The organism is Cupriavidus sp. 09_S30 (assembly GCF_056930435.1).
In genome coordinates this window covers 1,640,507-1,654,518 of record NZ_JBXOWI010000002.1, presented here as the reverse complement: position 1 = coordinate 1,654,518, position 14,012 = coordinate 1,640,507, and the positions used below count along the sequence as shown (strand labels likewise).

13 protein-coding genes are annotated in these 14,012 nt (G+C 67.1%); 6 read left to right on the top strand and 7 right to left on the bottom strand.

Translation table 11 applies throughout. The annotated features are described in order from the left end of the window. Nucleotides 1-5: 5 nt before the first annotated feature. A complete protein-coding gene (locus AC1Z3O_RS27560; RefSeq protein ID WP_483519376.1) occupies nucleotides 6-1,553 on the top strand; it encodes a tripartite tricarboxylate transporter permease in 1,548 nt (515 codons plus the stop codon). A 129-nt stretch (nucleotides 1,554-1,682) separates the two neighbouring features. On the opposite strand, the gene AC1Z3O_RS27555 is transcribed toward AC1Z3O_RS27560, so the two are convergent. Continuing rightward, entirely contained in the window at nucleotides 1,683-2,294 is a 612-nt protein-coding gene (locus tag AC1Z3O_RS27555; protein WP_483519374.1) for a hypothetical protein, read from the bottom strand. 620 nt (nucleotides 2,295-2,914) lie between these two features. Here AC1Z3O_RS27555 and AC1Z3O_RS27550 point away from each other — a divergent pair. Beyond that, nucleotides 2,915-3,547 (top strand): phasin family protein, encoded by a 633-nt coding sequence (locus AC1Z3O_RS27550; RefSeq protein ID WP_483519373.1) that lies wholly within the window; start codon nucleotides 2,915-2,917, stop codon nucleotides 3,545-3,547. Nucleotides 3,548-3,649: 102 nt separating this feature from the next. Here the strand turns inward: AC1Z3O_RS27550 and AC1Z3O_RS27545 are convergent, their stop codons facing one another. Both AC1Z3O_RS27545 and AC1Z3O_RS27540 read right to left on the bottom strand, forming a co-directional pair. Further along, nucleotides 3,650-4,141, bottom strand: coding sequence for a GFA family protein (locus AC1Z3O_RS27545; RefSeq protein ID WP_483519371.1), 492 nt, complete (start codon nucleotides 4,139-4,141; stop codon nucleotides 3,650-3,652). 46 nt (nucleotides 4,142-4,187) lie between these two features. Further along, a complete protein-coding gene (locus AC1Z3O_RS27540) occupies nucleotides 4,188-5,588 on the bottom strand; it encodes a DUF2252 domain-containing protein (protein ID WP_483522033.1) in 1,401 nt (466 codons plus the stop codon). 345 nt (nucleotides 5,589-5,933) lie between these two features. Between AC1Z3O_RS27540 and AC1Z3O_RS27535 the strand changes: the two genes are divergently transcribed. After that, nucleotides 5,934-6,326 (top strand): hypothetical protein, encoded by a 393-nt coding sequence (locus AC1Z3O_RS27535; RefSeq protein ID WP_483519370.1) that lies wholly within the window; start codon nucleotides 5,934-5,936, stop codon nucleotides 6,324-6,326. 89 nt (nucleotides 6,327-6,415) lie between these two features. Here the strand turns inward: AC1Z3O_RS27535 and trhA are convergent, their stop codons facing one another. Then, a complete protein-coding gene (trhA, locus tag AC1Z3O_RS27530) occupies nucleotides 6,416-7,033 on the bottom strand; it encodes a PAQR family membrane homeostasis protein TrhA (RefSeq protein WP_483519368.1) in 618 nt (205 codons plus the stop codon). A gap of 237 nt (nucleotides 7,034-7,270) precedes the next feature. Here trhA and AC1Z3O_RS27525 point away from each other — a divergent pair, with 237 nt between their 5' ends. After that, nucleotides 7,271-8,458, top strand: a complete 1,188-nt coding sequence (locus tag AC1Z3O_RS27525) for a dipeptidase (RefSeq protein WP_483519366.1) — start codon at nucleotides 7,271-7,273, stop codon at nucleotides 8,456-8,458. A gap of 263 nt (nucleotides 8,459-8,721) precedes the next feature. Here AC1Z3O_RS27525 and AC1Z3O_RS27520 read toward each other — a convergent pair whose 3' ends face one another. After that, nucleotides 8,722-9,534 carry a MipA/OmpV family protein gene (locus AC1Z3O_RS27520; protein WP_483519364.1) on the bottom strand — a complete coding sequence of 271 codons (813 nt, stop codon included), beginning with the start codon at nucleotides 9,532-9,534 and terminating at the stop codon, nucleotides 8,722-8,724. Nucleotides 9,535-10,247: 713 nt separating this feature from the next. Between AC1Z3O_RS27520 and AC1Z3O_RS27515 the strand changes: the two genes are divergently transcribed. After that, entirely contained in the window at nucleotides 10,248-10,793 is a 546-nt protein-coding gene (locus tag AC1Z3O_RS27515) for a malto-oligosyltrehalose synthase (protein ID WP_483519362.1), read from the top strand. Nucleotides 10,794-11,115: 322 nt separating this feature from the next. Further along, a complete protein-coding gene (locus AC1Z3O_RS27510) occupies nucleotides 11,116-11,301 on the top strand; it encodes a hypothetical protein (RefSeq protein ID WP_483519360.1) in 186 nt (61 codons plus the stop codon). Between the two features lie 161 nt (nucleotides 11,302-11,462). Here AC1Z3O_RS27510 and AC1Z3O_RS27505 read toward each other — a convergent pair whose 3' ends face one another. Both AC1Z3O_RS27505 and AC1Z3O_RS27500 read right to left on the bottom strand, forming a co-directional pair. After that, a complete protein-coding gene (locus tag AC1Z3O_RS27505) occupies nucleotides 11,463-12,152 on the bottom strand; it encodes a GntR family transcriptional regulator (RefSeq protein WP_483519359.1) in 690 nt (229 codons plus the stop codon). A 391-nt stretch (nucleotides 12,153-12,543) separates the two neighbouring features. Next, on the bottom strand, nucleotides 12,544-13,890 hold the full coding sequence (locus AC1Z3O_RS27500; RefSeq protein ID WP_483519357.1) for an amidohydrolase: 1,347 nt from the start codon (nucleotides 13,888-13,890) through the stop codon (nucleotides 12,544-12,546). Between the last annotated feature and the right edge of the window lie 122 nt (nucleotides 13,891-14,012).

Genomic DNA, 14,012 nt, shown 5'->3' with positions numbered 1-14,012 from the left:
GCACCATGGTATCGAATGCACTTCACGATCTCTGGTTCGGCTTCGGCGTCGCCTTCCAGGGCACCAACCTGATGTGGTCGTTCTTCGGCGTGCTGATGGGCAACCTGATCGGCGTGCTGCCCGGCATGGGCGCGCTGTCGGCCATTTCCATCCTGCTGCCGCTGACCTACGTCATGCACCCGGTTCCCGCCATCCTGATGCTGGCCGGGATCTTCTACGGCTCGCAGTACGGCGGCGCGATCGGCGCCATCCTGCTGAACCTGCCTTCGCACCCGCCGCACGCGGTGACCTGCCTTGACGGCTATCCGCTCACGAAGGCCGGCCGCGGTGGCACGGCGCTGGGCATCACGATGATCTGCTCGTTCTTCGCCGCTTCGGTGGGCATCATCGTGATGATCTTCTGCTCGCCGCTGCTGACCGAGATCTCGTTCAAGTTCGGCCCGACCGAGATCTTCTCGATCATGCTGCTGGGCCTGCTGGCCGGCTCGACCATGTCGCGCGGCTCGCCCCTGAAGGGCGTGGCGATGACGCTGTTCGGCCTGCTGTGCGGCGTGGTGGGAACGGACGTCAACACCGGCACCTTCCGTTTCGCCTTCGACATCCCCGAGCTGAGCGACGGCCTGGAACTGGTGGCGATCGCGATGGGCCTGTTCGGCGTGGCGGACTTCCTGCTCAACGTCAACCGCATGAAGACGGTGACGGCCAAGACGACGCTGCGCATCCGCGACATGCGCCCGAGCAAGGCCGAGCTGAAGGAGGCGTTCTGGCCGATGGTGCGCGGCACCGGCGTGGGCACGCTGTTCGGCGCCATGCCCGGCACCGGCCCGACCATCACCACCTTCATCGCGTATGCGCTGGAGCGCAAGATCTCGAAGACGCCGGAGAAATTCGGCACCGGCATGGTCGCCGGCGTGGCCGCACCCGAGGCCTCGGCGCACTCGAAGACGCAGGTGGACTTCATCCCGACCATGAGCCTGGGCATTCCGGGCGACGCGGTGATGGCGCTGATCCTCGGCGCGCTGATGATCCAGGGCATCACCCCGGGTCCGCAGCTGATCAGCGACCACCCGGACATCTTCTGGGGCCTGGTGGCCAGCTTCTGGATCGGCAACGTGATCCTGATGGTGCTGAACGTGCCGATGATCGGCGTTTGGGTCAAGCTGCTGCAGGTACCGTACCGCTACCTGTTCCCGGCGGCGATGTTCTTCATCGTGGTGGGTGTGTTCAGCACGCAGAACAGCCTGTTCCAGATCTGGGAAGTGCTGGCCTTCGGCGTGATCGGCGCACTGCTGATGTACCTGGAGTTTTCGGTGGCGCCGATCGTGCTCGGCTTCGTGCTGGGGCCGATGGTGGAAGAGAACTTCCGCCGCGCGCTGCTGCTGTCGCGCGGCGACATGATGGTGTTCGTCGAGCGGCCGATCAGCTGCGCCTTCGTGGTGATGTCGGCGCTGTTGGTGGCCGGGGTGACCTACTCCGCCTGGCGCGGCAGCCGCCGTGTCAAGCAGCAGCGCTTGTCGCCGCTGGCTGGCGAGCAGTTCGTCGCCGGCGAGTAAGCCGACGTACATAAGCCGACGCACGCCGCGGGCGTACCGGAGACGGTACGCCACACCCGGAACGCACCATGCCGCTGGCCGCGGCATGGTGCGTTTCTGCTTTCCGGGTGCCCTTTTCAGGTGCCCCGTTCAGGGATTGGCGGCGGGGGCCGTCACCATCACCGAATCCACCTCGCGGTAGACGATGCGGGCGGCCTGTCCGACCTTGACCTGGCTGAGGTCGATCGAGGGGTCGGTCACCTTGACCGTACGCACGGTCTGGCGCGGCCCGCGGAAGGTCAGCGTGCGCTTGGCCTGGTCGACTGCGATCACATTGGCCACCACCTTGGTCGTGCGCGCGCGCACGAAGCCGGGTTTGTCGCCTTCGCCAGCGCGGGCGGTCTGCTCGACGGTCTCAGCAATGGCCGATGCGCTTTGCCCGACGGGTTCCAGTGCGGCAAGCAAGACGGCTTCGCGCGAGAACGTCACCGTGTCGCCCTTGTGGATCTGGTCGAAATTCTCGACCCGGTCGCCGGCATCGACGACCAGAAGGTCGCCGCTCGGGCCGCGGAGCACGACGACACGGGCCGTGGGGTCGACCTCGACCACGCGCGCGGTGACCATGCCTTCCACTGCAATGCCGACCGGGCGCGGCGTTGCGGGGCGTGTGGCGGGGCCGGCTGCGACGGCCTGGCCCGCGGCGATGGACAGTGGCAGGGCAAGGGTCAGCAGTGCGCGTGAAAGCCGGCGTGGATCGGGCATGGTGCTCTCCTTTCGGGCGGATCGAGGTTGGGGCCGGCCAGGCGCACGGCGGCCTGCACCAGCGCCCGGCGCCGCGCGCCGCAGGCTGTGCGGCCGCATGTGCCGGGCGGGCCGGCAGCGTTGATCGTCGCATGCCCGGCGCGGTCTCGCACTTACTCTTCTTGCTCCGCGATATGAAGGTTTTTTCAATGGGAGGCGGCGGGCTGGTGGGCTGGCGGGTGGGCGAGCAGTGCGTGCTGCGCTGCGGCAGGCTGGCCCCGGGGAGGACGCTCGCCGGACAAGGGAAGGCTCGGATTTCGTGCTCGCCGCGCCGGCAGCGGGCGGGCCATGACGCCTTTCCGCTTGGTCCCGTTAAGTCCCGCTTCGTCGCGCTTGGTCCCGCCTGGCGGGGGGATGCGCGAGCCCGGGGCGTGACGCGAATGCCGCCTGCAGCCTGGCTTCGCGGGATGCCGCGGAGGCTGCCGCGCCTGGTGTCTGTCCTGCCGGACTGGATAAGATGTCGACTTTAAGGCACCAAAACGGTGCAATTGGCTGGCCGTATCGGGGTATGTCCTGATCCTTTCGCGCGCGCAAAACCAAGCCCGTACTCTAGAATCGCCAATCGGATGGTGCGGTGCGCAATGGAGACCGTCCGCACCATTCCGATTGTCCGAATGTCCGAAATGAAGCGATTCCGCCGGTCGCGTTTCGCGCCGGCCCAAAGGAGAGAGTACATGTCTGTTTTCGCGCCCGATCAGTTGGTCGCCGCTCAGAAAGCGCAACTCAATAGCCTGCTCGCCATGACGAACACGGCGCTGGAGGGCTTTCAGAAGCTGGCCGAACTGAATCTTCAGGCAGCCAAATCGACCTTCGCGGAAGGACGCGAACAGGTCGAGGCGGCACTTGCCGGGCAGGACCTGCGCAGCGCGGCCATCGTGCCCGGCGCGCTGCTGCAGCCCACCACCGAGAAAGCGCTGGCGTACGCCCGCCAGGTGTACGACATCGTGTCGAGCACGCAGGCCAGCCTCGCGCAGATGACCGAAGCCCACTGCGAGCAGTACGGCCGCGCCGTGCAGGAATTCGCAGAGAGCTATGTCAAGAACGCGCCTGTGGGCACCGAGGCGGCCACCGCCATGCTGCAGGCTGCTACCACGGCCACCAGCGGTGCCTATGGCGCGTTGCGGCAGGTAGCCCGCCAGGCGGCGGAAGTGGCCAGGAGCAACCTCGACACCGCAGCGACGGCGGTGACCGGCGCGGCCAAGCGCGCTGCCTGACGGCTGGCCGGGCAGGGCCGGCGCGGGTTCGCCCGACCGTGCCGGCACCGGTGGCCAGGTCCGCGTGGGCAGCGCAGGCGCCCCGTGCCGCCCCTGGCCGCTTCAGCCGGCGCTGAGCAGGCCCTTGCGCTCGTGCCAATCGTGCAGCGATTCGGCCGGCCACGTCCGGCAATGGACGTGGCCCTTGCCGCGGGGCACGTCGACCCACGGTGCCGCGTAGTCCAAAGCGGCCTCCACCACTTCCGGCGGCTTGGGCAAGGGTGTGTCGATCGCCGAAGCATGGGGATGGACGAGCTCGGGCCAGCGCGGGTCCCACAGCCAAAGCGGGCTGCCGCACTTGAGACAGAAGTGGCGCCCGGCCGGGGAGCGCGTGGCGCGCTTGCCGGCTTCCCGCATCACCGCGTGATAGACCCCGAGATACTTGCGGCCGCGCACGCGCAAGGTGCGTGCATCGCCGCCGAGATTGATCGCATAGCCGCCGCTGCCGGCAGTCTTTCGGCAGATCGAGCAATGGCAGTGCATGAAGGGATAGGGGCTGTCTGCCTCCAGGTGGAAGCGGACAGCGCCGCAATGGCAGGAGCCTTCTAGGTGCATGGGGGTCTCCCGGGAATTGTCATCCTGATTTCAATCATTCAGCAAACTAGACCTGGAAGTCCGCGGCCATGTCGGCGTCCGTGCGCGCCTCCAGCCGTCCCGCCCGGCACGCTGCGACGAAGACATCGTAATCGCGCTCGACCTGGTCGGCGTAGGCATTGGCATAGGCCACCATCGCCTCCGGGAATTGTTCGCTTGCGCCCAGGTAGGCGCTGATCTCCGCCGCCCGTGCGCTGGCTTTGGCGTGGGCGCGGGCCAGCACCCATCCGCACAAGGCAGCATATCCGCCAAGTTGCATGGCATCGAACAGCTCGATCTGGGGAGAGAGCTTCATGTCGCGCAGTTGGCGCACATAGAAGTGGCGGCCCGCAGGGCCGACGGTCCAGCCGAGGAAGGGGTCGCTGGCCGCCTGCATCAGCCGCTGGCCCTCCACCACGCGGCGTCCTTCGTGCGACGCCCTGGGCGTGTTGTAGTACCGGGCGACGACCGACTGCACGGCCTCCTTGACCTGCAGGAAGAGCGGCTGCCCGTGCGGGTCCACCATCAGGACGATCAGGCAGCGCGTGCCCACGCTGCCGACGCCCACCACCTTGAAGGCTGAGTCGTGGCGCACGAAGTGGCTCAGCAGATCGCGCCGGTCCGGGGCCAGCGTCTCGATGTAGCCGGCGAACGCCTTCTTCAGCGCAAGCGCCCCCGGCGGTTGGCCCATCCACTGGTCCGACGTCGCGAACAGCGACGTCTTGCCTGCCGTGTGGAAGACAGTGGGCGGGGTGTCGAGGATGCGGTAATGGTCGCCGATCTTCTCGGTCATCTTCGGCAGCAGCGACTCGTGCGTGCGCCGTGCCGCGCGCTCCATGGCCTTGCGCACGCGCTTGTGCGCCAGCGGCGAGGCAGCTTCGGCAAGCAGGCGCTCGAACGTGATGTGGTCATACCAGGTATCGAGCACGCCCTTGTCGGCGTAGCCGGCCATGCGCTCCTGGTAGCTGCGCGCCACGCGGTAGGCGATCTCGTCGGCTGCGGCGCGGCTGTGGCGCAGGTGGCGGGCGGCCACGACCAGGCTGGCCGCGAGGCGCTTCAGGTCCCATTCCCACGGGCCGATGCTGGTTTCGTCGAAGTCGTTGACGTCGAACAGCAGGGCGCGCTCCGGCGTGCCGAAGCCGCCGAAGTTGGCCAGGTGGCAGTCGCCGCAGATCTGCATGGCGATGCCGGAATCCGGGAGCCTCCCGAGGTCGTGGGCCTGGATGATGGCGCTGCCGCGATAAAAGGCAAACGGCGAGGCGATCATCCTGCCGTAGCGCAGCGGCACCAGGGCCGGCACGCGGCCCTTGCTGCTGATCTTCAACAGCTCGATGGGGTCGCGGTCGATGTCGCTGATGCGCGCGTGCTCGCCGCGCGGTACCCGCTTGCGCGCCGCCTTGCCGCGCGCGCGCAGCGTCTCGAGATCCATGGCTGGCAAGGAGGCGGCGCGCCGCAACGGGGCGAGCGCTCTGTCTGACCGTGCTGCGTCCATGCCTTGCCCTCCTTGTACATAGGCCCGCGGGCGGTCGCCGGCCGGCGCCTCGGCCAGGACGCCTTGCGCGGCGCCACGCCGATCGTGCCACGCCGGATTTCGGGCAGCGCTTACTTTTTCTTGGGGGGCGATATGAAAGTTTTCATGCGCGGGCGCGGCCGCCGGCAAAGTGGCATACATTCGCGCAGAGTGTGGCGCCTTCCGTTCCGCCTGGCCCGGCAGGCGAGAGCTGATCGAGCCCCCGGCGCACGGAGCGCCGACCCTTCCTGCACAGGAGATGCCATGCCCCTGCGAAGCGCACTTGCGGCAGCAACGCTGGCCTGCCTGCCGTTGCTGTGCTCACGGCCGGCAGCGGCGTATTTCGACACCTTCGTCAACAACACGGTGATGGGTTCGATGAATCAGGCCGAATCCGCCGCCTTCGCGAAGGCAATGCGCCAGGTGCTCGAGGAAGGACAGGATGGCACGCCGGCACCCTGGAGCGTCGGTGCCAGCAAGGGCCGCGCGGCCATTACCGGAAGCATCACGCCGGTGCGCACCAAGACAGACCAGGGCCAGCAGTGCCGCCAGATCCGCACGGAACTGGAGCGCGGCACCAATCATGACCAGTGGAGCAACTGGTACTGCAAGCAGCCCGACGGCCGCTGGAGGTCGCGCAAGGTCCAGGGAGAGTGATCACGGCGGTGCCGGGGTATCGGCACCATCCGGGCCGGCCCGCTCAGGCACTACGTGACCTGTGTGCCTCGGTGCTGAGATGCCGCCCGCTAGTTCACGTACCAGAGGATGCTGACGAACTGGCAGACGCTGCCCGCCAGCACGAACAGGTGCCAGACGCCGTGGAAATGCCGGACTTTCTCGTCGAAGAGGAAGAAGATGATGCCTACCGTGTAGATGGCGCCGCCTGCTACCAGCCAGTAGAGGCCAGCTGGGGGCAGCGCGGAGACCAGCGGCCCGAGGGCGGCCAGCACCAGCCAGCCCATCAGTACATAGAGCAGTAGCGAGAACACGCGCGTCCGGTGTCCGATCCACAATTCCTGCACGATGCCGATCACAGCCAGCGCCCAATTGATGCCGAACAGCGCCCAACCCCACGGCCCGCGCAGCGTGACCAGCGCGAAGGGCGTGTAACTGCCGGCGATGAGCAGGTAGATGGCGCAATAGTCGAGCCGCCGCAGGATGTCCTTCGCGCGCCCGCGCAGGCTGTGGTAGAGCGTGGAGATGGTGTACAGCAGCACCAGCGTGGTGCCATAGACGACCGAGCTGACCACCTTCCAGGCATCGTGGTACAGCGCGGAGGAGGTCACCAGCACCGCCATGCCGGCCGCGGCGAGCACCGCGCCCGCCAGATGGGTGTAGCCATTGAAGCGTTCGCCGTGGTACATGCCGGTGCTCTCTCGCTTGGAATTCGAATCGTTGCCGGTTGCGGCCGGAAGGTGCGGCCCCAGCCGCTATTCTGGCATGAAGAAGGCATCGGTGTCGGCCTGCGTCCGCAAGCCGCAGCGCGGCAGCCGCCCCGCTGCGCGAGATTGCGCAGTTGCCTTGCCGCTGCTGCCGGCGATATCCTCTGCCATCCCGGCCGCCGGCCAGGTACAAGCGGCGCAAGGCGCCGGGGAGAGGCAATGCAGCTTGACTGGTCAACCATCCGCGTGGGCGAGGCCGACCAGATGACCGAGGCCGTGCCGCTTGGGCAGCGGCCGGCCATGCCAGGCCGGCGCGCGTTTCTGGCCGCCGGCGCGGCGCTCGGGCTGGCAGCGTGCGCGCCGGGGCGTTTCGCCTCCTACGCAGATGATCCTGCGCCTGCGTCGGACCCGCCCCCGGCGTGGCGTCCGGCGGCCGGCGAACTGACGATCGACATGCACAGCCACGCCGGCCGCGTGACCGTGTCGCGCGATCCCGCCATCGGCGATCGCCGGCCCTTCATCCCGCTGGCCGAGCCCATGCGCGCCGGCGGCATGCAGGTGATCTGCCTGGCGATCGTGACCGACACCACCGTCACCCAGGTCTCGGCCAAGCGGATGCGTTTCGAAGCGTGGCGCACCCCGCAGCCCGGCGAGCTCTATGGGCTCGCCCAAACCGAGTTTGCCCGTGCCCGCGCATTGATCGCGCGCGAGCAGATGCAGGTCGTGACGGATGCCGCCTCGCTGGTCGCCCTCGGAGCGGCCGGGCCGAGCGTGATTCTGTCGGCGGAAGGGGCTGACTTTCTCGAAGGACGGATCGAGAGAGTCGACGAAGCCTATGCGCGGCATCAGTTGCGCCATCTGCAGTTGACGCACTACCGGGTCAACGAGCTGGGGGATATCCAGACCGAGTTGCCCGTGCACGGCGGCCTGAGCGACTTCGGCGCCGAGGTGGTACGGCGCTGCAATGCGCTGGGCATGGTCGTCGACGTGGCCCACGGCACCTATGCGCTGGCCAAGCGCGCAGCCGGGGTTTCCAGCAAGCCGCTGGTGCTCTCGCATACCGCGCTGGCCCCGCATCCCGGCGCGCGCAGCCGCCTGATTTCGCCCGACCATGCACGCGTGATCGCAGGCACCGGGGGTGTCATCGGTGTCTGGCCGAGCGCGGGCAGCTTTCAGGACCTCCACGCGATGGCGGAGGGCATCAAGCGCATGGTGGACGTGGTCGGCGTGGATCACGTGGGGCTCGGCTCGGACATGCTGGGCTTTATCTCGCCGCCGGTGTTTCGCAGCTACGCACAACTGCCGGCGCTGGCGCAGATGCTGCTGGACACGGGCTTTGCCCGCGCCGAGGTGGGCAAGCTGCTGGGCGGCAACTATCGGCGGATATTCGAAGCGTCGGTCGGCTAGGGCCGCTCTGGGGGCAGGCAAAAAAAAAGCGCCAGGCGGGTCAGAGCCTGGCGGTACGGGTAGATCCGCCCCTGGGAGCAACCAAGGGTTGTAATTAGTCTAGTCAGGCCGCTCCAGTCCAACTGTCAACAAATGCAAGGTCCGCAGTGCGGGGCGGTCGGCGAACGGGTATGGGATACGTTACCCGGCAAGGCGGGGTTGTGATGCATCTGGCTCATGGTTGCGGTGCGCGACAGGCGCAGGCGCGAGCAAGGCGGGTGCCGTCAGAACTCGTAATTCACGGAGGCATCGACTGACACGCTGAGCGGGCTGCTGGCGAGCGGGCTGCCGGCAGCCGGACCGAGCAGGCGGCTCAATGCCACGTCGGCGGTGCCAAACCAGTGCTTGCTGAAGTAGAACACGGTGCTCAGGCCGGCGCCAACCGACTTGATGCCGCCGCCCGGGCTGTACTGCGGGTGGCCCGAACTGGCCGACTGCTCCGCGCTGATACCGAAGCGGCGCCCCATGTAGCGGGAATCGGCAAACGAAACGGTGGGACCAGCGAACCAGAAGAAGGTCTCGCTGCTGCCAGGCAAGGGAAGATAAGCGCCGATGTCGCCGGTCCAGCCGTCATCCGTGGCCAGCGTGCGGCGCACGTTCACGCGAAGCACCAGCGGGAATTCCTTCGAGACCACGTAGTCTGCGAAGAGCTTGGCTTCCGGCGCGGGATTGATGTTCGGCAGTCCGTGCAGGTGGTCCAGGTCGTCGGCGCTGCGCCGGCCAAGGTCATAGGACAGCGCGACGCCGGCACGCCAGTGCGGGGTGCTGATCAGGTTGATGCCGAGGCCTTCTCCGGTCGACAGGAACAGGAGGTCGCGATAGCGGATGTCGATGCTTGGGCCTGCCAGCATGTGATAGCGTGACGCACCGTCGTAAATCGGCCGCATGATGGCGCCGCCGCCCAGTCGGACCTGCCACTCCGGAATCTCCGGTTCGAACATCTTCTGAAGCGGGATACCCACCGAGTACTGCCACTCCGCCACTGGTGACGGGGTCTGGGCGCTGGCCGGCATGCAGGCCAACGCCAACGCGAACATCAGCGCCTGCGCCAATGCGCGGCAGACCCGTGCCACGACCGATGGCAGCGACGCTGGCGGGCCGGACCGCCCTCGCGCCGCCCATTGCGCTGCGCAGCCTCTGCTCATGGTGCCCGCTCAGAGCCGGCCGTATTGGGGCGGAGGCGGTGGCGTGTCGCCCGGCGGAGGATCCGTAACCGGCTCGGGCGATGGCGTTGGCTCGGATGGGGGCGGTTCCGGTTGCGGTGGAACGACGTCCGGGTCAGGAGTGATATGCATGCGTGGTCTCCTCGCAAGGCTCCGCCTCACCGCTTCGGGGGTACAAGTAATGCTAACGCCTGTCTTGGCATGCTGCCAACCCAGGTTGGGCGGTGACGCACGCAGAAGCGTTGCCCGTCTGGCGGCAAGGTGGCCGGCTGCCCGATGCGCGCCGCACCATGCCGATGGGTCGCCTCGTTCGCCGTGAGGCCCAAGTCCCGCATGAAAAACCACTGGCAATCCGGCACCCGCCAGCATTTACTACAAGATATCGTGGGGTAAGGCCGTCGACGGGCCCTAGGGAACGTAGCGGGACGCAGCCTGGCGGCAACATCGGCCGCGCCGGAGTGATGGCTGCCTGGGATGCGCGGTTTCCGGCCGCGGACAGCCGCCGTGCCAACCGGAGTAGCGTCGACCAACGGCCGACCGGAAGGCTGCGTCGCGCTGCCGAGGGCCTTCCAGGCCGGGAGGCTGCGATGAACCTGCTGACTACATTTGCGACCCTGTTCCTGGCCTCGTCGCTGGCCGTATCTTCCGCGCCAGTCCCGAAACCTCTGTTCGGCATCAGCCCGGGCGAGTTCACCCAGCACTTCAACGCCGTGGCCAAGCATACCGGCACGCAGCTGACGCTGCCGGCCTTCCGCGTCCAGCACGGCTGGCACCGTGCCGTCCCCAGCACGGGCATCTCGGTGCTGGTCAAGGCGGCCGACGGCGGCCAGGCGCTTGACGAGGTGGTCGTGGTCTGTGGGACGGTGGAGAAGTGTTTTCTGACGATCTGCACCGTAGCGCTCACGCTCGACGAAGAGGCGGACCTCGCCGTTCTGCAGCGCTTCGTGCTGGCCAGGCTGGGCTCCGAGTTGGGCAACGTGGGCCTGGTGATGTCGGACCTGGCCTACATCGTCATTGCCGAGGAAAGCTATGTCGCCCTCGTGATCCGGCCCTTCGTGGCGGCCGATGTCGTGGGCAACCGGCCGCAGGCCGATGCGGGGCAGGGCATCACATTGGCGCAGTCTTCGCTTTGACTGTCTGTGCGACGGCTGCTCCGGCTGTCCGGTCGCCAGTTCGTGTGGCCGACCATGCGCGGGCCCGCGCGTCTCGCTGTGCCGATCGTGGCACAACGCTCATGTGCTTCATGATTTGCTTGTAGGGGCGGGTTTGCGGTCGCCACATCACCAATATGCGGTGGCGGCAGCGAAGCTGTTGCGCAGATGCCGCAAGAAGGCAGCGGATGTGGCAGAAGTGCCGCCCGCGCGGATACGTAGTATTACCTAATGCTGCGATGCGTCATTTCCTTCGCTATAATCAGGGAAAACCCCATAAGGGTATTCCCTAGGAGTGAATGTCATGAGCACCCAATCCGATATCAAGCTGACTGATCAACTGGAACGCGAACTGATCGAGCGCGAGCTCGACACCCCGCGCCTCGGCTTTGCCGACGACCTCAAGCACATGGTCGCTGCCTTCCAGGGCGCGCTGCTGCGCCTGCAGCGGCAAGCGCGCAAGGCCAAGGTCGCTTTCGCCAACGGCTGATTTCCGTTCAGGCGCGCGCGCCCGGCCGCCGTACCCCGGTAATGGGCGGCGCTGGCGCCAGGCGATGACACCATCGCCAGCGAGGCCGGCCTGGTTTCCGCATACCTTGCGGGGCCAGGCCGGCTTTGTTCATTTCCGAAGTGCGACGTGGCCGGGTGCGATCAGTTGCCCGCCTGCTCCTCGATCCAGAGCGAGAGCCTGACCTTGTAGGCCTGCTGGATATGCCGGCGCATGATCTGTTCGGCCAGCGCGGTATCGCGATGCTCCAGGGCTTCGATCAGCGAGATATGTTCCTCGTACGAGGCGCGCGGCCGTCCGGGCACTGCCAGTGTGCTGCGGCCCAGCAAGGCCATCGATTCATGCAGCGAGCGCAGTGTCTTGAGCAGGTAGCGGTTGTGGGCGCAACGGTGCAGGGTCTCGTGGAACAGGCGGTTATTGGCCGCGAGGCGCGCCGGATCATCCGCGATCGCCAGGTCGCGCTCGACGATATCGCGCAGCAGGGAAAGCTCCACATCGGTGGCATGGCGCGCGGCCAGGGCGGCCGCTGTCCCTTCCAGTACTTCGCGCATCACGTACAGCTCGCTGACCATGCTGGCGTCGAGCTGCGTGACCATCATGCCGCGGTTGGGCTCATTGACGACCAGCCCCTCGGACTCAAGCCGGGACAGCGCCTCGCGCACTGGCGTGCGCGACAGGCCGAGAGACTCAGCCAGCTCGACTTCGCGCAGCCGCGTGCCGGGGGCAAGCTGACCCGCCTGGATCGCGGCGCGCAATTGTTGGTACGCGCGCTCGGCGCGCGGCAGGGAGGTGTTGGCGCCGCCATCCGGGGCGGCGAGTTCGGTAGGAATCATTCGACAAGTGTTTCTGGTCTTACGCGAGGGATGATACCCGCTTGCGCGTGCGGCACATTATTGCCGGTCAAAGCCGGCTGCAGATGCCGGCAAGTCGGAGGGGCAGGCGGGACGGTGGCCGGCGCGCAAATGTGCGCGGCGGGAGGGGGGGCTGCGCAGCGGATCGCGGCAAACGCAGTGTTCAGTAACGCAATTAACGGCCGATCTGGTGGGCAAACGACCCACGGCCTCTGGCGATTGTCATCGCCAGAGGCCGCACCCATATTGAATGCAGGGGAAAGGGCCTGAATGCAAGGGAAAGTGCCGGTCGAGCCTCTGGAACGCCTCGAAGGGCTGGCCGGATTGCCCCGCGCGTGGGGCAATCCGGTGGTCATCGGCCGGAAAGCGGCGCTCAGTTGGTCTTGGGCAGGGTCAGTGCATTCAGCACGGCCAGGCTCATGGCGCCCACGCCCGTCTTGATGGATGGCTCCGGCAGGGGGGCGAAGAAGGGTGAATGGTTGGAAGGCAGCGGCGTCGCACCCGGCTTGCGCGAGTCGAGGTAGCGCTGCAGGTCATAGACCCCGACGAAGAAGAACATCGAAGGCACGCCGGTATTGACGAAATCAGAGAAGTCTTCGCTGGCCGTGATCGGCGGGACGCGCATCACGTTCTTGCCGTAGGCACCGCGCAGTACGGCCTCGGTCCGGCTGACGAGCTGCGGATCATTATTGACCGCCTTGCCGCCTTCCTCGATGTGTACCTCGGGCTCGGGCGCGCCCGACATGTCGGTCACCGCCTTGGCAGTACGGCGCACGCCCGCCAGCAGGCTCTCGCGTACCTCGGGCTTGTAGCTGCGGATCGTGCCGCGCAGTACAGCCTCATCCGGAATGATGTTGCCCACCGTGCCGCTCTGGAATGCGCCCACGGTGACGACGCCGAACTCCTGCGGATCCTTCTCGCGGCTGACCACGCTCTGCAGGTCGACCACGAAGCGCGAGCCCATCATGACGGGATCGATGGTCTTGTCGGGAGCGGAGCCGTGCCCGCCACGGCCCTTGAATCGCACTTCCAGTCCGTCGGAGTTCGAAGTGACCGGACCGGAATTGAAGCTGATCGTGCCCGCCGGGGCCGGCGCAGTGTGGAGTGCGAATGCGTAATCGGGCTTGCCGAAGCGGGTGAAGAGACCCGCCTTGAGCATCGAGGCCGCGCCGGAAACCAGCTCTTCGGCCGGCTGGGCGACGAACATCAGCGTGCCATGCCAACGGTCTTTCATCGCCACCAGCGTGCGGGCCGTGCCAACCCAGGCCGCCATGTGAATGTCATGTCCGCAGCTATGCGCAACCGGTGTGGGCTTGCCGTTCCAATCGGTCATGGCCTTGCTCGCATAGGGCAGGCCGGTCTTTTCCGCCATCGGCAGCGCATCCAGTTCGGTGCGGACCATCACCGTAGGGCCGTTGCCGTTGCGATAGATGGCAACGAGCCCGGTCTTGCCAATGCCTTCCGTCACCTCGAAGCCCAGGCGACGCATTTCGCGGGCCAGCGTGGCCGCGGTGCGCGTTTCCTGGAAGCCGAGCTCGGGATGGGCGTGGAGATCCTTGTAGAGTGAATCCAGGTCGGGGTAGGACGAGGCAAGCTGGGTGTCGATCGCCTGTTTCGTGGCGACGGGATCGATGGCGGCGGTCTGTGCTCCGGCCGAGGCGGCGCAGGCGGTCAGCAGGGCGGCGCAGGCAAGCTGCGCCGCGCGAGGGCGATGGCTCATGCAGGAATCTCCTCTGGTTTTTATGCGGTGCGCGGTGGCCGGCTGTCTGCCCGCTCGCATCCGCGCATCCAGCGGCAGAGTATTGGCGGTGCCGGCGTATGCTGTCAACGCCGCCCGCTTCG